This window comes from Acinetobacter sp. CY05 (assembly GCF_059515805.1).
The window spans coordinates 1-24902 of sequence record NZ_JCAKMW010000011.1; the positions used below are offsets into that span (position 1 = coordinate 1).

Sequence of the window (24902 nt, forward strand, 5' to 3'; positions counted from 1 at the left end):
TCCCTGCCAAAGGCAGACCACCCAAGTTAAGCCTGGAGGATCAGGTTCTGCTCTGTTTGAGCTATTGGCGGGAATACCGAACCTTATTTCACGTTGCGACGAGTTACGGGGTTTCAGAGCCCACAGCCTCAAGAATTGTCCGTCATGTTGAAGACTGCCTGATTCGGTCCAATCTTTTTAATTTACCTAAAGATTTACCCGAGGGCAAAGGCATAGACTGGAATGTGGTGATCGTGGATGCCACAGAAATTCCAATCCAAAGGCCTAAAAAAACAGAAGAAAAGCTATAGCGGCAAGAAAAAGACCCATACCTTTAAAGTACAGGCCATGATTCACTACAAGACTCAGCAAATTCTGAGTTTATGTACCAGTCGTGGTGCTGTACATGATTTCGAGCTCTTCAAACGCAATTTAAACCAGATTCCTTCAGGAGCCTTTGTTCTTGCAGATAAAGGTTATCAGGGGATTTATACTTTGTATCCCAATAGCCTGTTGCCCTTAAAAGCCAAAAGACGCTGTAAATTGGATCCTGAACTAAAAATCTATAATCAGGAAATCAATAAAAGAAGAATAGCAATTGAGCATGTATTTGGCAGCCTGAAAACCTTCAAGATCCTTGCGGAACGTTATCGCAATAGAGCTAAAAGACTTGGTTTGAGATTCAATCTAATTGCTGGAATTTATAACTTGGAGCTGAGTAAAAAATGATTTATGAAAGAGGTCTATTATCAATTATTACTTCAGTAAAAAACTTGTTGTGATCAGAGTTAGTTAATATTTCGACTGAGATTGGTAATAGTTTTCTTTTATTAATAAGTTCTAAACTATGACAAAGGCTATGAATTTCAGGGATATTAGTTACGGCTTGTCTAAAGTTTATAGTTAAGGGGTGACTAATTTTTTTGCCCATCAATTCTGAAAACGTTGCAAATATATTCACTCCCTCTGTTGATTTTGGTTTGGCTTGAACTTGACCACTTGTGCCTAATGGTAAATTTAGACCATGATGCTCATGTACTGTTTCAAGTTCAATTTTTTGATAAGAAAGAAAACACTTTACTAAATTAAGCATCCCATAATATAAGAGAGTTGCTCTGGTAGGAAGTAAAACACTGTTTGCTGCCTTATAGAATGATTCTGCAAGTGATGAAAAGTATAAAGCTCTTTCTAGAAAAGTTTTGTTTGGGTCTCTGCTTTTGGAAATTTTTTGCTGTAAATGTGAGTTGATGAGTGACCAAAGATCACTTGTTAATATTTGCTGATCACCAGCCTTAAGATTCGCAAAAGAAAAACGTAATTTATTATATCTAAATAAAGCTATTTCGCCTTTTTCTAATGATTTACTCATTTTCAGCTCAATTAAAAAACCCGCTATCAAAATAGCGGGTTTTTTAATCAATTACAATCTGTAACGATTAGTGCTGTAACACCGAAATATCAGCCACTTTGGTAAACAAGTCACGAAGCTGTGCAAGCATACGTAAACGGTTTGCTTTTAGGTTAGCATCATCAGCCATTACCATTACACCATCAAAGAACGCATCTACAGGCGCACGAAGTGCAGCAAGTGCAGACAACGCAGCAGTGTAGTCTTTCGCAGCAAATAACGGCTCAACCACAGGTGTAATTTTCGCAAGTTCAGCGAACAATGCTTTTTCAGCATCTTCAACTAAGTTTGCTTCAACTACAGAGCCTTCAGGTGCAGCTTCTTTGGCAAGAATGTTGGCAACACGCTTGTTTGCAGCAGCAAGAGCAGCAGCTTCAGGCAATGCACGGAAGTGATTAACCGCATTTACACGCTTGTCAAAATCAAGTGGAGATTTTGGCGACAACGCTTGAACCGCTTGAATCACATCAACCGCAACACCTTGGTCTTCGTATTTCGCACGGTAACGACCTTCTAGGAATGCAACAGCATCCGCCAAAGTCTTATCGTGGTCTTTCAATACATCGCCATACGCAGCAAGTGCAAGTTTGATGAGATCTTCAATTGATACATCTAGCTCGTTTTCAGTCACAAGACGTAAGATACCAATTGCAGAACGACGCAGTGCAAACGGGTCTTTAGAACCTGTCGGCGCTTGACCAATACCGAAAATACCCGTCAATGTATCTAAACGGTCAGCAAGGGCAATCGTTGTACCTGTTTTGGTTTTCGGTAAAACGTCACCTGCAAATTTAGGTAAATACTGCTCACCTAAAGACTCAGCAACTTCATCATTTTCGCCTTCAAGACGTGCGTAGTAAGTCCCCGCAATACCTTGAAGTTCTGGGAATTCACCCACGAGTTCAGAGGTTAAGTCACATTTCGCAAGAAGTGCCGCTTTTTCAGCGTCGGAAGCATTTGCACCTGTAATTGGCGCGAGTGCTACAGCGAGTTTCGCAATACGTTCAGACTTGTTCCAAAGCGTGCCCAATTCTGCTTGGAAGACCATGTTTGCAAGTTTCTCTTTACGAGATGCAAGCGGTTGTTTTTGGTCTTGTAAGAAGAAGAATTCAGCATCCGACAAACGTGGACGAACCACTTTCTCGTTACCTTCAATAATTTGTGTCGGGTCTTTCGACTCAATGTTTGACACAGTAATGAAGTACGGTTGAAGTTTATTGTCGCTGTTCACTAAGCAGAAGTACTTTTGGTTGTCCTGCATGGTGGTAATCAAAGCTTCTTGCGGTACAGCAAGGAAGCGTTCTTCAAAACTTGCACGAAGCGCAACAGGCCATTCAACCAATGCTGTCACTTCATCACGAAGATCAGCAGGTACAATCGCAATGGCATTGACTTCATCAGCAAGTGCTTTGACTTGACCGTCGATGATTGCTTGACGCTCTTCAAAAGAAGCCACCACGTAAGCTGCTTTTAACTTACTTAAGTATTCGTCAGCATGCGTTAAAGTGATTGCTTCAGGTGCATGGAAACGATGACCGAAAGTTACGTTTCCTGCTTTGTGATCTTGAATGGTTGCATCAACCACATCGTTGTCTTTAAGCAATACCACCCATTTTACAGGACGTACGAATTCAGTACGGCTAGCAGCTGAACGCATACGTTTTGCAATTGGTAAGTTATCAAGCGCAGTTTGTAAAATTTGCGGTAAAAGCACGTCTAGGCTTTGACCTTTCACATCTTTTAAGTAGCATACTTTTTCGACTTTACCCGCTTGGAAAGTCGATACTTGATCTACAGTGATGCCTTGACCACGCATAAAGCCTTCTAAAGCTTTGGTTGGATTGCCTTCAGCATCAAATGCTGCTTGTTTTGCAGGGCCATCAAAACGTTTTTGCGTGTCCGCTTGCGCGCCATCAACGTTGACAATTTTTAATGCCAAACGACGTGGAGCTGCGTAGGCTTCGATAGAATCGAATGCAAGACCTGCATCTTTTAAGCCCTTTACAGTTTCAGCTTGCAGCGCATCACGTAATTTTTTTAAGCTTTTTGGTGGAAGTTCTTCACAGCCTAATTCGAACAAAACGGTATGTTTAGACATTATTTGCTCTCCTTAGATTCAACTTTTGTTTCTGCTTCAACTTGTGCTTTTAATTGCGCCAAAACTTCGTCACGCAGTGCAGGTTCTGCCATAGGGAAACCAAGTTTCGCACGTGCTGCTACATAACTTGTAGCAATCGAACGTGCCAACGTACGTACACGTAAGATATAACGCTGACGTTCAGTCACTGAAATTGCACCGCGGGCATCAAGTAAGTTAAAGCTATGAGATGCTTTGATCACTTGCTCATACGCAGGAAGTGGAAGTTCCGCTTCGATTAAACGTGTCGCTTCAGCTTCATAGAAATCGAACAGTTCGAACATCTTGTCGACTGGTGCATATTCAAAGTTATAGGTTGATTGTTCAACTTCGTTTTGATGGAACACGTCACCGTACGTTACTGTACCAAATTGACCTTTGGTCCAAACCAAATCATATACAGAATCAACACCTTGCAAGTACATGGCAAGACGCTCTAAACCATACGTGATTTCGCCTGTGACTGGGTAGCATTCAACACCGCCAACTTGTTGGAAGTAAGTAAACTGCGTTACTTCCATACCGTTGAGCCATACTTCCCAACCAAGACCCCAAGCGCCCAGTGTTGGAGATTCCCAGTTGTCTTCTACGAAACGAATGTCGTGTACAAGTGGGTCAATACCAATCGCTTTTAATGAGTCTAGGTACAACTGTTGGATGTTGTCTGGGTTTGGCTTAAGCACCACTTGGAATTGGTAGTAGTGTTGCAAGCGGTTTGGGTTTTCGCCATAACGACCATCTTTCGGACGGCGTGATGGTTGCACGTATGCAGCGTTCCAAGTTTCAGGCCCAAGCGCACGTAAGAATGTCGCAGTGTGGAATGTCCCTGCGCCCATTTCCATGTCGTAAGGTTGTAATACAACGCAGCCTTGCTCGGCCCAGTAGTTTTGTAAGGCAAGAATTAAGCCTTGGAAGGTATCAATATGCGATATGGCGCGACTCATGGTCATCCACTTAAAATTAGAGAAAAATTGCCCTTAAGTATAAGGATTTTGCTAGACAGTGGCAAAGGTTTCCACTGAAAAGCCATCGTATCGCTTGAATGTGTAATGAGCTGTAGGAATAAAAAATCAAGATTGGTAATTTTATAATGTTATGTTATAACGTTTCAAAATTTAACAAGAAAGCAATTCTGAGGAAAATAGGCAACATTTACGTATGTTGGGGTTAGTGCTTGTCGCAGGTTTAGTTACAGCTTGTGGGGGTGGGGGCTCTTCACAGCAACAAGTGCAAGATGAAGGACAGCCACAGCCCAATTTAGCTTTAGGACATTTGGCTGTCGTGAGTCAGGAGAATGAGCGTGCCGCATTATCGCTTTATGATTTAAAGCAAAATAAAACGGTCTTTAATACGGCGTTAAAGCAATTGCCTTTGGCGCTGTATAGCAGCCCAAGCTATGGTTATGCGTTATTTATGGATCGTGTGGCAGGTGAGGTGAGTTTTGTGGCAGCAGGTTCGCAGCCTAAGATTTTAGACTATCGTTTATATGGCGCAGCCCCAACGCATTACCGTCAAATGAATGGGCAAGCGGCAGTGTTTTATGATGGCAGCGAGACTCAAAGCTCTAAATTTGATGTGTTTACTGACCAAGATATTGCCCAAGGTTTAGTGGCTTCACAGCGTCTACCATATAAGCATCATGGGGTAGCAGAACCACGTGGCAATATGGTGCTCAGTAGCTATTTAGCTGAAGGGGAAACGCAGCTTAGCATGGTGAAAAGCTATGCCCAACATGGCGATCATTACCATGAAGAACAAACTTTAAGTCATGCCTGCCCAGGTCTACACGGTGCAGCATCTAATCAAAACTTTATTGCCTTTGGCTGCCAAGATGGAGTGCTGTTAGTCGAGCAACAAGGGCAACGCTTTATTGATACTAAAATTGCGACCCCAGTCCGTATTGGCACTTTACTCGGACATGAAAAAGTTAGTGATTTAGTTGCGTTAGCGTCAACACAACAAGAGCTGTTTATTGTTGATCCAGCCAACCAACAAGCCGATCTTGTGGCATGGACTGACCAACCACTAAAACGCTTAAAGCAAAGTTTTAGTAGTAGCGGAAAGTATTTTGTGATTTTGGATGATCAGGGCGGTCTATCTATTTTAGAGAGCAGCACATGGCAAGTGATGCATTACCTACCTGTATTCAGCAAAGCTACTGACTTAGCACAAACGCAATTGGCAATGCATGGTAGGCAAGATCATGTCTTTATGAATGATGCAGCAGCTAAGCAAATTATCCAGATAGATTTAACGACAGGCCAGATAGTGCAACGCATTCAGCTTGATGTTGTGCCAAAGCAAATTGCATGGTTAAAAAACTAAAGCTTATGACAAATAAAAAATGCTGCATAAAGCAGCATTTTTTATTGAGTTTTAATTTAGAAGCGACCTTTCATCCCTAAATTGACTTGGGTACGACTACTGTCACCATTCACATCTGCTAAATGACGCACATCGCTATACACATAGTATAAATTAGCCAATTGCGCTTGAATACCAAGACCGGCTTCAATAGAGCTTTCTTCATAACTTTCAGTTAGACGAATTTCTGAACCGTCGGTTAAAGACACTAAACTTAATTTATGATCAGGCGCAAATTCATGGCGATAGTTGAGTAAACCATAAACGCTCACTGGACGCTCTTTATAGTTAAAGCCATGATTCACTTGTGCACCGATACGCGCTAATACACTGCTAGTGCTGTCTGCAATGACGTTAGAATACGCATCTTGTGTATCACGATAGGTGGTATAGATATACGACAACTGGGCTTGCGGCTCAATTTTGGTTTGTTGACTTAAGTTAAAGGCACGACCTAACTCCAGCGATGTCGCACTTTGCCATGCTTCCCAAGTGAAATCAGGTTCTGCTTGCACTTCAATTGAATTTTCAATGTAATTCATCTGAGTGACCAGATCTAAATACAGATTATTGTTAAAGGTCGCTGTGTAGTAAGCACCAAAACCAAAACTATCGGTATCAATCGAACTGTTTTGATGGCCTAAACCTAATTTTAAGCGCTCGTTATCATAGGTTTTGGCGTTGGCATGAATGAAATGATTCATTAAACCAAAACGATGTTTGCTGTTGGCTTTATCAATGGCAAAGTGTTCTCCACCTAACTGATAACCCATGCTGTATTGGTTGTAGTCAAACTGTGTGTTGCCATTTTTATCAACGCTGTTGCCGAGTAAACGACCCCACGTGGTTTTATAGTTGGCATCAGGTTCATAAGGACTACCAATTCGTTGATATAGGCTGCCAATTGTACTGAGGCCTGTTTCAATGTTAGATGATAGGGTTGAAATATAATTACCAATCCCAGCACGGTAGGTGCTGTATAAATACCAGTCGCCATCATTTGGATCGGCAGGGCTATTTTGTAGTAAGTTATACTCAAAGGCATTGACTTTAATTGGACCATTGGCTAAAGCAAACTGTGCATTTGATTCGCCATCGACATCAATCACTTTAATGCCTTGTTGAGTATAGGCACCTTGTCCACCTACATTTTCAACATGAACCAAAGCATTGCCTTGCGTATTGCCTTGAATGGCAAGAACGTCGGTTATGCTCTTGTCATCACCCAATATGGTTTGAATCAGGATATTGGAATTGGCTTGACCGATATAGTCATCCGTTAAGGTTAAACGACCAAAATCACGGCCATTAGGATCAATAAATGAACCAGCGTGCCCTGTAAGTAATCCACCGACAAAACCTTGACCGCTTAAAGTTGCTTTATCTAATACATTTAAAGCTTGGTTGTTGAGTAAGCCATCAACACGTAGTGTACCTTGATCTACATTAGTTACGCCTGCAAAATCTTGGCTTTGACCAGTAATGTGCTGGGTACCTGTACCAACTTTGTTATAACCACCTTGACCAGTAAATTGGCCTGCAAAGCTGGTATCGTTGGCTGTACCTGCGGTTAGCACTGTGTTACCAGTGTAAACTGTACCGGCACTACTGCTTAAATCTTGAATTTGTGTGGCTTTGTCAGTGATTTTACTCACATCAAACACAGCATCTTCATGGGCCAAATGTACGCCTGAACTATGTTGTAGATCACCGCCTTGAGCCAAGGCTAAGCTCGCATTTTCGATGATGGTCTTACCGTTATAGGTATTTTTTCCCTCAAAAATGACCGTACCATTTTGATTGCTGCGATTAACAATATGGAAGTCGCCAGCTTGCGTCACACCTTCAGTATTGCTAAATACGCCTTTAAAACGGCTCTCAGTGCCATTGGCATCAATCTTGCCGCCTAATTCATTCATGGTGAAATCATTGGCATAGAAGCCTGATTCATTGCCATGATCTATTTGTAAAGTACCACCTTCAAAGATCGGGCGTACGTTCACGCCTAAGTCAGGCAGATAGGTAGTAGACCCATTGAGTTTGGTACTTTGATAATAGCTTTGAGCTAAATCAATATGGGTCCATGCCTCAACTGGTGGATTGACTGGGGGGGGAACTGGATTGGTAAAAGGACTTCCAAGGAGATACTTATAATCTATGACTGCATAATCTCCTGCTGCAATATCTCCAACCTTAAAGCCCATACCGATTGCATAATCGCCATATTCACCATAAACCTCACCTGACAAATAACGGTCTGGATCATGGAAAGCACCTTCTTTTTGACCATTAATTGTAGCACTCCAACCATTGAGGATTGCTGTATTGTGTTCATAGGAAGATGTAGAATGAATACCAATCATATTGCCGGTCAGTGGACCTTCAGCATATACCCAATTATTTTCATTAAAATCTGGGTTGTTAGCATCGCCACGTTTATTAATAGTCACATATCTATCACTAGAAATAGCTGGGAGCTCATAACCATCAGAATCTGGATCAATGGCTGTTAAGAATTTAACATTGGTTAGATTCTCTTTAGCAAAGATTTTTGTTTCTACTGCAATACCATGTAATGTGTTATCTACACTATATTGATTGGTAATATTGTAATACACCTTTCCATCAGTATGTGTATACTGTCCAGTCCAAGAAGCACTTTGTTGTCCTTTACTATTATCAATGACTTGATGTTGAGTAGATGAAATGGTCTCAAAATCTTTTTTGGGCTTCGCAGATAAGTTATTTTCGTTACTTTGAATTCCAGTTTCGCTAGTCGATACAGCAAAAATTTGCCACGGCCCACCAGGAGTTAGGTAGTCACGTTGTGGATAAAATAAACCATTTTCCGTAGGGTCATATAAAATCCCTAAATTATTTTGCTTACCTGAGCCAAACGTACCAATGTCACTAATGGAAACCTCTACTACACTGTTTTCCAAAACAGTACTAGCATGACTAACGCTCACTCCAAAAAGAACTAAAGTTGCTGCAACACCACTGCACATCAGTTTCTGACTTTTAGTGTGTCCCTTTGCATGTTCTGATGCAACAACATACTCCCCAGTTGCCTTATTAAAGACATTTTTAAATACCCGATTCATTGTTATTATCTCTTAAGAAGATTTGCGACATAATTAACATTTTTTGATTTTTTTGTAAATGTGACAAAACTTTAATAAAATTAAAAACATATAAAAGAATCACATAAAATTTAAACCATATGGAAATTAAGAAATATTAAGAAAATAATTATATATGTTTGTTATTTAAGGTATTTTTATTTTATAAGGCTGATGTTTGAAATCATAAATACGGTGTCTAGACTATATTTTAATGTAAAAATCCTAACTTTATGTCAGAGATAAAAACTTTAAGGCTTATACATGAAAAAGCGCTACATAGAATGTAACGCTAAGCAGGCTTACTTTTTCGAGTCGTACACAGTACGCATAGAATGAGTTGCAGAGTCATGCTGAGCATGTAAGTGTTGTTTTGGCATGACTAGCCATAATACAAGATAAACTAAAATTCCTGGAAAGGCGGCACTCATGATGGAGATGAAAATAAAGATTATACGCAATAAGTTTGCGTTCCAACCAAAACGTTCAGCAATACCACCCATCACCCCTGCAATCATATTCGAGCGCTGCGAGCGATATAAACCAACATTGGCCATTGAGTTCTCCTAAAAATATCAGCTAAATAGATGAGCTACTTATAAAATGGGGCTCATCTTATCGTCTTTAAAGTAATACTCTTAAAAAAATAGTTAATTTATGTAAGTAGGATGTCTCGAATATAAATAGTTGCATAAAATAAATGAGATACAAGATCTAGCAGACCAATCAGATCATATATATTATGAACAATCATATAACTAAGATTGGGTGCAGGATAATTCAACTTAATCGTATAGGGAAAGTTTAAGTGCGATTAAAACAGCAAAATATCACCGTGGGGTTAGCGCTATGCATGTTGACCCTAACGGCCTGTGATCTTCAATATTCAAGTGATAATCCTATAGTCGATCAAGGACTACGTGACAAAATTGCTCAGCACGTTGAAGGGCAAAGGTTACGTCAGATTGCTAGTGAGGTAGTCGCACCGGGGCGTAGCCGAGTCAGCAACAGTAAAGTACCCGAGCAAGCTCGGCCTTATATAGGGCGTTATAAAGTAGTAATGCGCTGCGATGATCCTTTTATCCATTGTAAAGAGGGCACAGCAGACTTTGTGATTAGCTTATTAGAAGATGGTAGTGCACACCGGAGTATTATTTACCTCGGCAGTATTCAGTCTGCCTCTGAAGATCAGTATCGTCAAGATCGTTGGTCATACCAACCTGAAAGCCATCAAATCATTTTGCATCGAGCCAGTGGCGTTGAGTTTTTCTATAATATTGATCGCGATGGTAATATTGTGATGGACTTAGAGAAGATTGCCAATGCGACGGCGGTGAATCGTGACTATTTTGCCAAGACCAATCGTTTTCCGACACAGGCCTATAAATTAATTAAGATTGAGTAAGCTTAAAACGAAAAAAATCCAACATTACATAAGTAATATTGAATATAAAAACTTAAATCTTTGGATTGAATGGTGGGTCGTCCGCGACTCGAACGCGGGACCAATAGATTAAAAGTCTACTGCTCTACCAACTGAGCTAACGACCCATTCAAATTTTACTGCAGGAGATCTATCTAGAAGATGGTGGGTCGTCCGCGACTCGAACGCGGGACCAATAGATTAAAAGTCTACTGCTCTACCAACTGAGCTAACGACCCATCTCAAAGATCTATCAAAATAAGTGGTGGGTCGTCCGCGACTCGAACGCGGGACCAATAGATTAAAAGTCTACTGCTCTACCAACTGAGCTAACGACCCATCTCGTTTTGATGGGTCGTATTGTAGCAAGATTTGCAGACAGCGCAAGGGAAAAATCACAAAGTTTTGCATGGTTGCTTATAAATGCAACAAATTGCGTTTTTTCTATCAAAAAACAACCAATTTAGAAGCGATATTTATACGCTTGGATATTGTGATAGATTTCCGGAGTTAAATCACAGTAGCTTTTTTGACCAGGCAACAAGACCAAAATACGCTCATTGGTTTCATTTAGATTAAAACCTTGGGTTTTTAATTTGTTTTTAAGGTATTTAAAAGTTCCTGTGGTTTCCACTTGCTCTTGTACCCGCACAAATAACGGTACTGCATAGGCTGGAAGCTCATTTTTAAAATGGCTGAGCATATCGCTTAAGTCTTGTTGATTAAGTGTAGCATTTTCGGCAAGTGTAATTGCTACCATCCCGGCACGACCGTTGGTATGTGGTACTTCAACTCCATAAACCACTGCATTGGCGATTTTAGGGTAGTCGCTGACAATGTTTTCGACTTGTGTCGTAGAAACATTTTCACCTTTCCAGCGGAAGGTATCGCCTAAACGGTCAATAAATTGAGCATGACGGAAGCCAATATCACGGACTAAATCACCGGTATTAAAATAAGCATCACCTGGTTTAAACACGTTTTGCATAATGACGGCTTTATTTTTGCTACTGTCGGTATAGCCATCAAAGGGTGAGCGACGAGTAATTTTACCAATTAAAAGACCTGTTTCGCCTTTTTTAACCCGTTTACAGTAACCATTGGCATCTAAAATCGGTTCGTTTTTGTCTTTATCAAACTCAATCACCGCATAAGGGGTAGGTGAGAAACCAACAGTATTGTCAAAGTTAAACACGTTGCTAAAGCCAACATTGCCTTCACTTGAGCCATACAGTTCTAGAACTTCTTCAACCCCAAAACGAGCTTTGAATTTGTCCCAAATGTTAGGGCGCATACCGTTGCCAATCATTTTTTTGACGCGATGATCGCGATCGAGCTCGGATTCAGGTGCATCCATTAAATAACGGCATAGTTCACCCACATAGCCAATGGCAGAGGCATCAAATTTTTTCACATCCTGCCAGAACGATGAGGTTGAATATTTACGACGAATCGCAAGGGCACCACTACTAGCAATCACGCCACACCAACACACCACAATACCTGTGGCATGATATAGCGGTAGGGTCACGTACATGACATCATCTTTATTTAAGGCTAAAACATGACCATAGGTGCCATAAGCAAGTGTCCAACGACTATTACTAAATACCACAGCTTTAGGTAAACCGGTGGTACCAGAGGTATAGATATAAAACAGTCCATCTTTACCTTGGACTTTGCCCGTAGTGGGTGGGTTAAAGCGAGCAAAGTTGTCGATCAATTGTGCTAAATTTAAATAGCCATTTGGTGCTGTACCATGTTGTACAGTTGTGGGTTGATCAGCAAACCAATGGAAGCGATCTTCATTAATTTCTAGGGCTTGACGGATGTCATCCACAGCAGCACGGCACTCTTCACCCACAATTAAAGCAATCGGTTTTACTAAATTAATGCTATGAATCAGCACTTTGCCTGTTTGTGAGGTGTTAACTAGAGCTGCTGTTACCCCAAGTTTTGCTAACCCTAAAACCGTGGCAATCAGTTCAGGGCGGTTTTCTAGCATCACTGCAATCACGTCGCCTTTACGTGCACCAAGTGATAGATAGTAATGGGCAATTTGGTTGGCCCAAGCATTGAGCTGATTATAGGTAAATTTTTGCTCTTCAAACAGTAAAGCATAGCCATGTGGATTACGTTTCACTGCTTTTTCGAAGGCAAGGCCTAGTCCCGCAGGCGTATTAGACGTCCGCAAATAAGCTTGTTTGAGACCACTAATTAAGTGTGGCACTTTGCGCATAAACTTCGGCAATTTTGCTGCAACTTCAGCAATACCAATAAGATCGCTCTGTGATTTTTGGCTCATAAGAATCCTATTTATTCGTCATCTAATCCCATGGACTAGCTGGGGTGAGTGATTAGATTTTATAACAATAACGTGCTAAAACGATTAAAAAAACCCAGCCACCGAAGTGGCTAGGTTTAGTTAAAACTTTGGCCTATGCCATGCTTTATTCGGCAGTTGGTGTCGCTTTTTTAGGTGGACGACCACGTGGACGACGTGGACGTACATTTTTATCCTTGCTGACTTTGGCTGCATCTTCAGTAGCTGCTTCATCAGTAAGCGCAGGTGTTTGAGCATCAGCTTGAGTTAAAGCAGTGATTTCAGTCACTTCTGCTTCAATCTCTACCGCAACTTGTTCTGAAAGCTCAGGCATAGGTGTGGCTTCGGTTTCAGCAACAGCGCTTACTTCAATGTTGGCTTCAGCTTGAGTTGCAAGTGGTGCATCTACTGCAGCGCTGTTCGCTACTTCAGCAACCGGTGCTGTAGGAACTTCGGCGGCCACTTCTTGCGCTTTTTTGGCTTGCTCAAACGCTTGTTCAGCAGCTTGTTTAGCCAAGCGACGACGCTCACGCGGGTCATTGGCCACACGTGCGACTGCTTTAGGTGGCGTAAGTTCTAACACTGGTGCTGGTTCTGCTTCAGGTTGTGCTTTGGCAACTGCAACATCACGAGTAACAGGCTTCTTCTCAGCTTGAACTTCAGCCGGCGCTGCACCTTTGGCGATGCTTGCTGCATATTCATCAGTGAATTTTTGCAGGGCACGGTTAAAGGTTGGTAATAAGCCAAACTGTTCAATGAGTACTGAACAATCCTCACCATAAACATGACGAATTAAGCTGCCAATGTTGTATTGCGCTAAAGTAGGTACTTCAGTGGCACGCAATTTAGGCGCTTGTGTCTGCTGTGCTTTGGCTTGGCGTTGTTCACGACGACGTTGACGCGGATCGTTGCTGGCACGTTTGACTTGCTGTTGTTGCGGTTTTTCTTCCACAGCTACAGGTGTCTCAACCACTTGTTCCACTACAGCAACTTCAGCTGGCGCTTGAACTGGTGCTTTTTCAGCTTTACGTTCACGTTGCTCATTGCGCGGTTGACGATGTGGACGTTCTTGACGTTCCGCTTTCACTGCAGCTTGTGCAGGCGCTAAAGCCACGATATCACTTTGCGCTTGGTCAACATTCACCACCAAGGCAGTTGGTGTGATGTCCTGACGCGGTACTTCAACGACCTCAACTTTAGGTTGTTTATCATTGACAACTGCGACAGCAGCAACTGGTGCAGAGGCTGGCGTATCATTTAAGACGCTTGGATCACGTTGACGTACTGGACGTTCTGGGCGTGGTTGATTGCGACGGTCACGACGTGGTACAGCTTGTTCAGCAGCTTGCGCTTCTGGCTGTGCTTGTGCTGGCTCATTGTTATGATGCTGACGACGTGAGTTGCGTTTGTTTTCACGCGCTTCTTGACGTTGCTCTTGACGCGAGATTTGTACGACTTCTTCATGTACTTGATGTACAGGCTCTGGTGTAGCAACTTGTTCGCGTGGCTCTTTATGCTTGTTGTTACGTGGTTTTTTGTTGTTGCTGTTATGGCGTGGTTTTTCTTCACGTTCTACAGGCTTGTCATCACGTTCAGTTTTAGCCACGGTTGATGGGGCTAAATAAGCATTGTTGCTTTCAACAACCGCTGCAGCAGGAGCAGGCGCAGCAGCTGTGTGATTCACTTGACCAAATTGACCACGGCTCACTGCACCACCATTGACCATTTGTTCAATTGCAGCAGCAGCATTGTTGGCGGTACGTGCTTGATCCACAGTTTTGGCTTGTTTTTGTACAAACAAGTTTTCTAACCATGCACATGGGCTAGATGCAGCAGCTTGTGGTTGTGCTGGCGCAGCAACTTGTGGCTGAGCTGGTGCATGATTGTGCTGCTGTTTAGGCGCACGTTTATTGGTTTTTTCTTGTTGTGGTGCTTGCGCAGGCGCAGGAATGTGCTCTGCTTCTTCTAAATGCCACTCAGACGATTCATAACCCAATTCTTTTTCACTGTTACGGGTTGCTTCTGTACGCTCGTAACTGGTTGGCGCAAAGCCTTCTGGGTTATATGAAATTTCGTAGTGTGGCGTTTCTAAATGCGGATGCGGTAAAACGGTTACACGTACATTTGAAGTTTGTTCTAAGTAAACTAGGCTATGACGTTTTTCGTTTAACAAGAACGCGGCAATTTCGACAGGCACTTGTACTTGAACTTCACCATGACGTTCACGCAGTGCAATCTCTTCCACTTTACGCATGATGGACAGTGATAAAGAACGTAAGTCACGTACCATACCAGTGCCATGACAGCGTGGGCAGACATAACCTGTTGCTTCTTCTAAAGATGGACGTAAGCGTTGACGGCTCATTTCCATTAAACCAAAACGTGACAATTGACCAAATTGAATACGTGCGCGGTCGCTTTGCGTCGCTTCGCGTAATTTGGCTTCCACCATACGCTGGTTACGGTCTTTGGTCATGTCGATAAAATCGATCACCACTAAACCGCCAATATCACGTAAACGAAGTTGGCGCGCGATTTCTTCAGCGGCTTCTAAGTTGGTATTTAGTGCAGTTTCTTCTACATCATGACCACGGGTTGATTTCGCTGAGTTAATGTCAATGGACACTAAAGCTTCAGTTTGATCAATCACGATTGAACCGCCTGAAGGCAATTTCACTTCACGTTCATAAGCCGTTTGAATTTGGCTTTCGACACCAAAATGCGCAAATAAAGGCTCATTTAAAGTATAAGTTTTCAGCTTATCTAACTGACGTGGCATCACCGCTTTCACAAAGTTATACGCTTCGTTATAGGCTTGTTCTGAGTCAATTAAGATTTCAGCGACATCATCACGTAGATAGTCACGAATGGCACGTGTTACCACGCCCGCTTCTTGATGCACTAACATCGGAGATGGACCTGAACTTGATGTGCTTTGAATTTGCGCCCAAAGATCCATTAAGTGTTGAAGGTCGAGTTGTAACTCTTCTTGTGAGCGACCAATACCCGCAGTACGTACAATCACACTCATACCGCGTGGAATGTTTAAGGCTGCCAACATTTCTTTGAGTTCTTCACGCACTGCACCCGAAATTTGACGGCTAATACCGCCACCTTTTGGATTGTTTGGCATTAAAACTAAATAACGACCTGCAAGCGAAATAAAGGTCGACAGTGCAGCACCTTTATTACCACGTTCTTCTTTTTCCACTTGCACTAAAAGTTCAGTGCCTTCAGTGATCAATTCACGAATGTTGGTGGTTTGACGCGGGTCAGCTTGGTAATAAGAATTGGCAATTTCGCGCATCGACAAAAAGCCCTGACGCTGTGCACCATATTCAACAAAGACAGCTTCAAGTGATGGCTCAACGCGAGTCACGTGACCTTTGTAGATATTGGATTTTTTCTGCTCACGGGTACGGTTTTCTAAATCAAAATCGTAAAGACGCTGACCAGTGACAAGTGCAACGCGAATTTCTTCAGCATGTGTTGCATTAATCAACATACGTTTCATGGGTGTAACACCTTATAGTGATACACAGCATAAGGTCGCGACTTGCTTAAAAAACATCACGGATCAATGCTTAGATTTGTTCTAAGCTTTTTTAACCTGCCAAATGGGTTGGCTAAGGTGTATGATTCTCGTATTGATGGTTAAGCAATACGGCTTCAATCTTTAAACGATTAAAGTCAACCTGCGTGTTTCACTGGCGGACATGCGGTGCATTGGATGAGTAACTTTCACTGTCACATTGCTCGAAGAGCATCCCTCTCTTTTAGATAGAATGTCTTGATACGGAATGAACGTCGTATCTTTACAAATTGTGCAGATCCAATGCATCAAACGCTGTAGCCTGAAATAGTGCAGGGGCGACGAATCTGATGTGTATCAGTTTACGTTTAAAAACCAACCTAAGGTTGGCGACATATTTTTTCGGGCAAACTGATTTCTGTACCGAGGTACAAATTAACGCAACAGTTTGCAGGTTTTGCCGATATAATAAGCCCTCGGCGTTGGCATATTCTTTTGGGACCTTTCCGAGCTAATTGAGTGATTCATTTAATTGAACAAAGCCTAAAAACAGGTTTTTGTTTAAATTCCGACTCAGTTACGGTGGTTTCCGTGCGCTGACTATATCAAACCTTGCATCATCTGCCTATGGGCTAAACTGATCTTTCTTGTGAAAAGAATAGCCTAACCGAACATTTTTTATTCAATTTTAGTATTTTTTTAGGTCATAGTAACTGTATGAATTCTACCCAACAATGGCAAGCTGTCACTTGGTTCGAAGTTGATGAACATCAATTGGATCAGCGTATTGATAATTTTTTATTTAGCCGTTTAAAGGGCGTACCCAAAAGCCGTATCTATCGTTTGATTCGTGAAGGGCAAGTGCGCGTCAATAAAAAACGTATTAAAGCAGAAACTAAACTTAAAATTGGCGATCAAATTCGCGTGGCGCCGATTCGTTTTGAGCAAAAAGAAGAAGCTGCTGTTTCAGATAAAGTGGCGCAAGGCTTGTTGGCCCGCGTTGTGTATGAAGATGAAGGCCTCATGGTTGTCAATAAACCTGCAGGGATTGCAGTCCATGGTGGTAGCGGTGTGGCCTATGGCTTAATTGAAGGCTTGCGTGCAGCGAGTGGTAAAAAATACCTAGAATTGATTCATCGTATTGACCGTGATACCTCAGGTTTGGTGATGATTTCTAAAAAACGCAGTGTGTTAAAAACCTTGCAAGATATGCTGCGCGAACACAAAATCCAAAAGACCTATGCGGCTGTGGTTAAAGGTAAAGTAGCTTTAGATAAGCAACTAATTGACCAGCCTCTACACCGTTATGAACTACCAAATGGCGAACGTCGCGTGCGTGTCTCTAAAGAAGGTAAAGAGTCAAAAACCCAGTGGAATGTACAAGAACGCTTTATGCATGCCACTTTGGTGTATGCATCACCATTATCGGGTCGTACTCATCAGATTCGTGTGCATGGTTTAAGTATTGGTCATCCGCTGGTAGGCGATGAAAAGTATGGGCATGAAACTGAATACAAAGGGCCTAAGCCACGCCGTTTGTGCTTACATGCGATGCGTCTTGAGATTCCAGGCTATCCTGTGATTGAAGCGCCATTGCCTGAAGATATGCAAAGCACTGTAGCGCAGTTACGTGCGCAAAAAGCTGATAAAGTAGTGACCTTTGTCGAAGATGATGAATAAGCATAAGCTTATTTAAATCCATGCTCTCCCTGAATAAGCTGAATTTAGGACAGAGTGAAGCAGTCTAATACTGAATCAAATAAAGGAACGCAATGAAAAAACCAGTAGAACTGATTATCTTTGATTGGGATGGTACATTATTTGATTCAGTGGGGCAGATTGTAGCCAGTCTACAATTTGCCGCCCAAAAGTTTAATCAACCTTTAACTTTTGATGCTGCTAAAAGCATTATTGGTTTAGGTTTACCGGAAGTGGCACAGACCCTGTTTCCACATGTACCTGAACTACATGCTGATATTTTGCAAAGTTACTCGGAGCATTATGTTGCCAACTCTAAAGGCGATGCTTGGTTTAGTGGTGTGGCTGAAATGTTACAAGCATTAAAAGCACAAGGGGTACAACTGGCTGTAGCTACAGGTAAAAGTCGTAAAGGTTTAGACCGCGTATTAAAGCAAACTCAAAGTGAAGATGTGTTTGTAGTGACTCGTGCAGCGAGCGAAACCAAATCGAAACCAGATCCCCTCATGCTTAAAGAAATTTTAGCCGTTACGGGTGTTCAAGCTGAGCAGGCCATCATGGTTGGTGACAGCAGCTATGATTTACATATGGCCGCTCACCTTGCTATGCCAAGCGTAGGGGTAAGTTATGGTGTACATTCGGTCGAGCTATTACAGCAATTTAAACCGCTGTATATTGCTGCAGATGTTCAGGCATTACAGCAGTTTTTGTTAAACCAAGTTACACAAGTTGAAGTCGCTTAAGGGCTGAATATGTTAAAAAGGAGGACAGACTATGAGCCTTTTTAGCTTTATTGAATACCATCCTGAGCTTCATTTGATTTAACGGCATGGCTGCAATAATTTTCACTCAGCAGCAGCTTTGCCAAGCTCAAGCCCCATAGCGCGATTTTTTTTATTATCTTTTAGTCGTAGATGTAGGTTTTTTTTAAATTGATCGCTTTTGTTGTAGCAATTTTTGTATAGAGAAAAGTAGCCTATTTGTATTAGGTTATTAATTTTTCTTAAAATTATAAAAATGCTTTATAGGCTTTAACTATTGTAAAAAATAAAATAAGTATTGGCATAAAGGCGCTAGATTGTCGATTCTAAATAGGTTTATACCTATATCCATCGCAAAAATTCAGCACTTTCACTGTACAAGCACGCTTGAGTGAGCATAGTTTGAGCTGAGATTTTCTGCATGGTATACGTCCAATTTTTGCAGTTTAAGGAAACATTGATGTCGAATTCTGCTGTTGTTGAATCAGTTGCTCAAGCGCTGCGTGATGCAGAAGTTAATCAAGCTGCGATCGCACCGATCCGTCCACAATTAGGCGGTGAAACTGCTGATGTAGATATTGCTTACGCAGTTCAAGAAATCAATACCAAACGTGCGTTGGCTGAAGGCCGCCGTTTAGTGGGTCGTAAGATTGGTTTAACCTCAAAAGTTGTGCAAGCACAGCTCGGTGTAGATCAACCTGACTTTGGTATGTTATTTGCCGATATGGCGTATGGCGATGGTGAAGCGATTCCTGCGGGTCTATTGATTCAGCCAAAAGTTGAAGCAGAAATCGCATTAGTTCTTAAAGCAGATTTAACCCAAGAAAAACACACTTATGCCGACATTATCAGCGCGACTGATTATGCACTTCCTGCGGTAGAAGTGGTGGATAGCCGTATCGAAAACTGGAAAATCTCATTGATTGATACTGTAGCCGATAACGCCTCATCTGCAGCATTTGTTTTAGGTTCTCGTCCTGTAAAACTGGATAACCTTGATCTTGTTAATTGCAAGATGGTGATGACTCGCGCTGACGAAGTGGTTTCTCAAGGTGTTGGTAAAGCGTGTCTTGCAAACCCACTTAATGCTGCGGTTTGGCTTGCAGATGAAATGGTACGTCGTGGTCGTCCATTACTTGCAGGTGATATCGTATTAACAGGTGCGCTTGGTCCTATGGTTGTAGCGAACCCAGGTGATGAATTCAAAGTTGAAATTGAAGGCTTTGGTTCAGTAACTGCTGCTTTTGCTGCTGAATAAATCGAAATTTAGAGAGTACATTCATGAAAAAGATTAAATGTGCAATGATCGGTCCAGGTAACATTGGTACAGATTTGCTTTATAAATTACAACGCAGCGAATGGTTAGAGCCAGTGTGGATGGTAGGTATTGACCCTACTTCTGAAGGCCTTGCACGCGCAGCGAAAATGGGTTTAAAAACCACTGCTGAAGGTGTTGATGGTCTTCTTCCTCACGTGCTTGAAGATGACATCAAAATTGCTTTCGATGCAACATCTGCATACGTACACGCTGAAAACAGCCGCAAGTTAAACGAACTTGGCGTACTGATGATTGACTTAACGCCTGCAGCGATTGGTCCATTCTGCGTACCACCAGTAAACTTAGAAGCATTGCTTGCAGCTGGCGAAGTGCCAAACGTCAACATGGTAACCTGTGGCGGTCAAGCAACAATTCCTATGGTTGCTGCAGTATCTCGCGTTCAACCTGTTGAATACGGCGAAATCATTGCAACTGTATCGACTAAATCTGTTGGTCCTGGTACACGTAAAAACATTGATGAATTTACTCGTACAACTGCGGGTGCAATTGAGAAAGTGGGTGGCGCGAAACAAGGTAAAGCGATCATCATCATTAACCCTGCTGAGCCACCACTAATGATGCGTGACACGGTTCATTGCTTAGTTGAAGGTGAACCAGATCAAGCGGCGATCACTGAATCAGTACACGCAATGATTAAAGAAGTTCAAAAATATGTACCTGGTTACAAACTTGTAAATGGTCCTATTTTTGATGGTAACCGTGTTTCTATCTTCTTAGAAGTAGAAGGTTTGGGTGACTTCTTACCAAAATACGCGGGTAACCTCGACATTATGACAGCAGCAGCTGCACGTACTGCAGAAATGTTTGCTGAACACGTTTTTAACACTGCCGAAGCTTAAGGGAATACCACAATGTCTAAGATTATTGTTCATGATATGACTTTACGTGATGGTATGCACCCACAGCGCCATCAAACCACTGTTGAGCAAATGATTGCCATTTCAACAGCACTTGATGATGCAGGCGTACCTTTAATTGAAGTGACTCACGGTGACGGCCTTGGTGGTTCATCAGTAAACTATGGTTTTGCTGCTGCAACTGACGAAGAATACCTATCTGCTGTTGTGCCACGTATGAAGAATGCAAAAGTTTCTGCACTTCTTCTTCCTGGTATTGGTACGGTTGACCATTTAAAAATGGCACACGAAATTGGTGTATCAACCATTCGTGTTGCAACGCACTGTACTGAAGCGGATTGTTCTGAACAGCACATCACTGCTGCACGTAAGTTAGAAATGGACACAGTGGGCTTCTTAATGCTTGCTCACATGGCAACTCCTGAGCGTCTTTTAGAAGAAGCGAAGAAGATGGTGTCTTACGGTGCAAACTGTATCTATGTGACTGACTCTGCAGGTTACATGCTTCCGCAAGATGTAATTGATCGCGTTGGTCACTTACGTCAACATTTGGATCCAAGCATCGAACTTGGTTTCCACGGTCACCATAACTTAGGTATGGGTGTTTCTAACACTGTTGCTGCTGTTCAAGCAGGTGCGGTACGTGTTGACTTGGCATCTGCGGGTCTTGGTGCTGGTGCGGGTAACACGCCACTTGAATTGTTCATCGCGGTTGCAAATCGTATGGGTATGGACACTGGCGTTGACTTGTTCAAAGTACAAGACGTGGCTGAAGACCTTGTGATTCCAATGATGCACAACCCAATTCGTGCAGACCGTGATGCAGCGACTTTAGGTTATGCGGGTGTTTACTCGTCATTCCTATTGTTTGCTAAACGTGCTGAAGCGAAATATGGCGTATCTGCGCGTGAAATCTTAATGGAACTTGGTCGCCGTGGTACGGTTGGCGGTCAAGAAGACATGATCGAAGATTTGGCATTAACCATGGCAAAAGCACGTGAATTGCAAGCTTAAGGCTTAAAGTTCATAAAAAAAGCACCCAATTGGGTGCTTTTTTGTGCGCAAATATTTGATTTATAGATAAAATATATGTTTTTAGATGTTTTATATATTATAAGCGTATATTATTAGTGAGCATGCATTTTTTATTTAAACTTAAAAACAATTAATTTTTTAGAATTAATAAATGTTAAAAAATAAAAGTAAAAAAAGATTAAATACAACAAGGCTTTATTTTGATTAAATGGAAAAAAATTAAAAATGAGTTATTGGTAAAAGCTCTAATTTATTCAATTTGCTTAACAATACGACGGTATAGCAGAAAATAAGATTAAGACTCTAGTCGGATTTTTTTATTGCAGTGATTTTTGCATGATGAGCGCAAGCCAGCATCATCTAGACTTAAGGAATGTAGCCATGCGTCGCCAATTATTAAGCACAGCCATCTGTGCCGCTACACTAGCATTAGGGACAACTGCAACTCACGCGGATTTTATTGACGATAGCCAAGTTCAGCTTAAGTTTAAAAATTTTTATTTAGACCGTCAAATTGCAGATCAACCACAAAATAACTGGGGATCTTGGTCACAGGGTGTGACTTTAGATGCGAAGTCGGGTTATCACGATATTGGTGGTGGCGTACACGTCGGTGCAGACCTTTTAGTACAACATGCCTTTAAATTGAATGGTCGTGATAAAAATCCAGATTGGATTTTGCCGCATGATGGCAAAGAGTCAAAGGATCAATTTGGTAAAATTGGTGCGACCTTAAAGGCCAAAGTGTCACAAACCGAATTAAAAGTAGGTGAGTTACTGCCAGTATCACCAGTATTGGTCTTCGACCCATCACGTCAATTGCTGACCACCTATAATGGTGCATGGTTAGAATCTAAAGATCTATTGGATGATACTAAATTTACTGTAGCCTATATTGATAGCATCAATAATCGTTATGACAACCAGTTCCGTGATTTAACCAAATTTGCCCCGCCTCAATTTGACAATGGTGCAGCAGCAGATGGGATGTGGATCGCTGGGGTCGATCATCAATTAACTAAAGAAGTGGGGCTAAGCTATTGGTATGCAGATGTGCAAGACATCTATCAACAGCATTATGTCGGTTTAAACTACAACACCACATTAGGCGAAAAAACCAAACTGACTAGCCATGCGCGTTATTTTGATAATTCAGAATCAGGTGACAAGTTATATGGCAAGATTGATAACCAAGCGCTATCTTTAGGTGCCAAAATCAATCACGGTTCACATACATTTGGCTTAGGTTACCAACAAATGATGGGGGATAGTTCATTCCCAACATTGGGTGGTTGGGTACCACAGCCGTATTTAGTTAACTGGGGCGTTGCCACGTTTACAGCTGCTAACGAAAAATCAGTAGGTTTAACTTATGGCTATGATTTTTCTAAATTGGGTGTACAAGGTTTAAATGCCACTGCTGTATATATGATGGGCTTTGACGCTGATACAGCGGGCAAAAAAGATCAAGATTCACAAGAGTTGAATGCAATTGTGAATTACACTGTACCTGAAGGTAAACTCAAAGGTTTAGGTGTACAAGCCATGTATATTGATGCTGATTTTGATTATAAATCAGACTTACAGGAATATCGTGTGGCAACTACCTATACACATAAATTCTAAATTAAGCTTAAAAAGAGCAGTCTAAGCTGCTCTTTTTTATGTATAAATATTTTCAATTAAAATACCTGAATAAAAATAAGGCTTTAATTGAAGTTAAATACCTTATAAAACAATAGTTTAAATTATCGTTTTTTTATACGATTTGATCGTAAATTTATATCAGTTTTAGGCCAATGAACAGGTAATATGGAAGGGTTAAACCAGTCATACACTGAATAAAATCACTGAGGTTGGGGCAACCCGCCACAGTTTTACGCGATACGAGGAATAAGTATGAGCACTGTACAAATCCCTGAATACACCACTGATGCATTCTTTGGTTTAGAAGACAAATGGATTGAAACTGCTGAAGGCGAGCTTACCCATTACCACGAAATTGGTGAAGGTACACCAATTTTATTCTTACACGGTTCAGGTACTGGTGTATCTGCTGCGGCAAACTGGTGGTTAAACCTACCTGCAATTGGTGAACAAGCACGTTGTATCGCTATTGATACGATTGGTTATGGTCAAACTGTCGTTGCACCAGGTACAGAATATGGGATCCGTGCATGGGTAGATCACGCAGTACGTACTTTAGATGCGTTAGGCATTGAAAAAACGTGGTTAGTGGGTAACTCATTGGGTGGCTGGTTAGCTTTCCAAATGGCGCTTGACTATCCAGAGCGTATTTTAGGTATCGTTTCTATGGGTACTGGCGGTGCAAAACAAACAGCTGCACTAAAAGCACACGCAAACCCAGTATTAACAGAAGAAGGGATCAAAAAAACCCTTTCTATGTTTGTAGTGAACAAAGACTTGATCACTGACGAACTTGTAAAAGTACGTTTTGCTTCTGCTGCAAACGACTATGCATCAAACCGTTTGATGGATGTGGTTGGCGCACGTGACCGCGATCGTTTTGAATTCCCGCTTGATTTTGAAAAAATGAAAGACATTACTGTACCAGTATTGTTGATTCACGGTACGCAAGACGTGGTGATCCCGGTATCTCGTACTTGGGATATTTTAAACATTGTGCCAAATGCTGATGCGCATATCTTCAGCCAATGTGGTCACTGGTCACAAGTTGAAAAAGCTGAAGAATTCAACACTGTGATTAAAAACTACCTTGCAGTACATGGTGTAAAATAAGCCATATTAAAAAAGGATGACTTTAGGTCATCCTTTTTTTTGATTTAATCACCAAACTGATGATATTAAATGAATCTTATTCTCATATATAATTGATCAATTTGTTTAAATGCTGTGTAAAGCAGCGCTAAATCTTATTAGACTTAAGTTGTAGTTGGGGGTAA

18 protein-coding genes and 3 tRNA genes are annotated in these 24902 nt (G+C 41.7%); 11 read left to right on the forward strand and 10 right to left on the reverse strand.

Annotated elements, in window-relative coordinates; all coding sequences use genetic code 11:
- Positions 1 to 290, forward strand: a 290-nt coding sequence (locus AC5YCD_RS09130) for a transposase family protein (RefSeq protein ID WP_496129747.1), incomplete at its 5' end; no start/stop codon positions are given.
- Entirely contained in the window at positions 238 to 708 is a 471-nt protein-coding gene (locus AC5YCD_RS09135; protein ID WP_496129748.1) for a transposase family protein, read from the forward strand. The genes AC5YCD_RS09130 and AC5YCD_RS09135, both read left to right, overlap by 53 nt.
- Position 709: 1 nt before the next feature.
- On the opposite strand, the gene AC5YCD_RS09140 is transcribed toward AC5YCD_RS09135, so the two are convergent.
- The 3 genes from AC5YCD_RS09140 to glyQ form a co-directional block, all read right to left on the reverse strand.
- Complete coding sequence (locus tag AC5YCD_RS09140; RefSeq protein ID WP_496129749.1) at positions 710 to 1348, reverse strand: YaaC family protein; 639 nt, start codon at positions 1346 to 1348, stop codon at positions 710 to 712.
- Positions 1349 to 1415: 67 nt separating this feature from the next.
- The gene (gene glyS / locus AC5YCD_RS09145) at positions 1416 to 3485 is read right to left on the reverse strand and encodes a glycine--tRNA ligase subunit beta (protein ID WP_496129750.1); all 2070 of its coding nucleotides are present in this window, start codon (positions 3483 to 3485) and stop codon (positions 1416 to 1418) included.
- A complete protein-coding gene (gene glyQ, locus AC5YCD_RS09150; protein WP_496129751.1) occupies positions 3485 to 4468 on the reverse strand; it encodes a glycine--tRNA ligase subunit alpha in 984 nt (327 codons plus the stop codon). The genes glyS and glyQ overlap by 1 nt, the downstream gene beginning before the upstream one ends.
- A gap of 214 nt (positions 4469 to 4682) precedes the next feature.
- Here glyQ and AC5YCD_RS09155 point away from each other — a divergent pair, with 214 nt between their 5' ends.
- Complete coding sequence (locus AC5YCD_RS09155; protein WP_496129752.1) at positions 4683 to 5849, forward strand: hypothetical protein; 1167 nt, start codon at positions 4683 to 4685, stop codon at positions 5847 to 5849.
- Positions 5850 to 5905: 56 nt separating this feature from the next.
- Here the strand turns inward: AC5YCD_RS09155 and AC5YCD_RS09160 are convergent, their stop codons facing one another.
- Both AC5YCD_RS09160 and AC5YCD_RS09165 read right to left on the reverse strand, forming a co-directional pair.
- Complete coding sequence (locus AC5YCD_RS09160; protein WP_496129753.1) at positions 5906 to 8992, reverse strand: autotransporter outer membrane beta-barrel domain-containing protein; 3087 nt, start codon at positions 8990 to 8992, stop codon at positions 5906 to 5908.
- A 320-nt stretch (positions 8993 to 9312) separates the two neighbouring features.
- Positions 9313 to 9567 (reverse strand): PspC domain-containing protein, encoded by a 255-nt coding sequence (locus AC5YCD_RS09165; RefSeq protein ID WP_496129754.1) that lies wholly within the window; start codon positions 9565 to 9567, stop codon positions 9313 to 9315.
- A gap of 296 nt (positions 9568 to 9863) precedes the next feature.
- Here AC5YCD_RS09165 and AC5YCD_RS09170 point away from each other — a divergent pair, with 296 nt between their 5' ends.
- Positions 9864 to 10415, forward strand: a complete 552-nt coding sequence (locus tag AC5YCD_RS09170) for a hypothetical protein (protein ID WP_496129755.1) — start codon at positions 9864 to 9866, stop codon at positions 10413 to 10415.
- Positions 10416 to 10485: 70 nt separating this feature from the next.
- Here the strand turns inward: AC5YCD_RS09170 and AC5YCD_RS09175 are convergent.
- From AC5YCD_RS09175 to AC5YCD_RS09195, 5 genes are all read right to left on the reverse strand, one after another.
- A tRNA-Lys gene (locus AC5YCD_RS09175) sits at positions 10486 to 10561 on the reverse strand.
- A gap of 35 nt (positions 10562 to 10596) precedes the next feature.
- Positions 10597 to 10672 (reverse strand) — tRNA-Lys (locus AC5YCD_RS09180).
- 24 nt (positions 10673 to 10696) lie between these two features.
- Positions 10697 to 10772, reverse strand: a tRNA-Lys gene (locus tag AC5YCD_RS09185).
- 124 nt (positions 10773 to 10896) lie between these two features.
- Positions 10897 to 12738, reverse strand: coding sequence for a long-chain-acyl-CoA synthetase (locus tag AC5YCD_RS09190; RefSeq protein WP_496129756.1), 1842 nt, complete (start codon positions 12736 to 12738; stop codon positions 10897 to 10899).
- Between the two features lie 145 nt (positions 12739 to 12883).
- Positions 12884 to 16270 (reverse strand): Rne/Rng family ribonuclease, encoded by a 3387-nt coding sequence (locus AC5YCD_RS09195; protein ID WP_496129757.1) that lies wholly within the window; start codon positions 16268 to 16270, stop codon positions 12884 to 12886.
- 735 nt (positions 16271 to 17005) lie between these two features.
- Between AC5YCD_RS09195 and AC5YCD_RS09200 the strand changes: the two genes are divergently transcribed.
- From AC5YCD_RS09200 to AC5YCD_RS09230, 7 genes are all read left to right on the forward strand, one after another.
- Positions 17006 to 17968: an RluA family pseudouridine synthase gene (locus AC5YCD_RS09200; protein WP_496129758.1), complete on the forward strand. Its 963-nt coding sequence runs from the start codon at positions 17006 to 17008 to the stop codon at positions 17966 to 17968.
- 92 nt (positions 17969 to 18060) lie between these two features.
- The gene (locus AC5YCD_RS09205) at positions 18061 to 18729 is read left to right on the forward strand and encodes an HAD-IA family hydrolase (protein WP_496129759.1); all 669 of its coding nucleotides are present in this window, start codon (positions 18061 to 18063) and stop codon (positions 18727 to 18729) included.
- A 478-nt stretch (positions 18730 to 19207) separates the two neighbouring features.
- Positions 19208 to 20005: a 2-keto-4-pentenoate hydratase gene (mhpD, locus tag AC5YCD_RS09210; protein ID WP_496129760.1), complete on the forward strand. Its 798-nt coding sequence runs from the start codon at positions 19208 to 19210 to the stop codon at positions 20003 to 20005.
- 23 nt (positions 20006 to 20028) lie between these two features.
- Positions 20029 to 20925, forward strand: coding sequence for an acetaldehyde dehydrogenase (acetylating) (locus tag AC5YCD_RS09215; protein ID WP_168407266.1), 897 nt, complete (start codon positions 20029 to 20031; stop codon positions 20923 to 20925).
- A 12-nt stretch (positions 20926 to 20937) separates the two neighbouring features.
- Positions 20938 to 21957 carry a 4-hydroxy-2-oxovalerate aldolase gene (gene dmpG / locus AC5YCD_RS09220; RefSeq protein ID WP_496129761.1) on the forward strand — a complete coding sequence of 340 codons (1020 nt, stop codon included), beginning with the start codon at positions 20938 to 20940 and terminating at the stop codon, positions 21955 to 21957.
- A gap of 402 nt (positions 21958 to 22359) precedes the next feature.
- Complete coding sequence (locus AC5YCD_RS09225) at positions 22360 to 23604, forward strand: OprD family outer membrane porin (RefSeq protein ID WP_496129762.1); 1245 nt, start codon at positions 22360 to 22362, stop codon at positions 23602 to 23604.
- A 273-nt stretch (positions 23605 to 23877) separates the two neighbouring features.
- On the forward strand, positions 23878 to 24738 hold the full coding sequence (locus AC5YCD_RS09230) for an alpha/beta fold hydrolase (protein ID WP_496129763.1): 861 nt from the start codon (positions 23878 to 23880) through the stop codon (positions 24736 to 24738).
- Positions 24739 to 24902 lie beyond the last annotated feature (164 nt).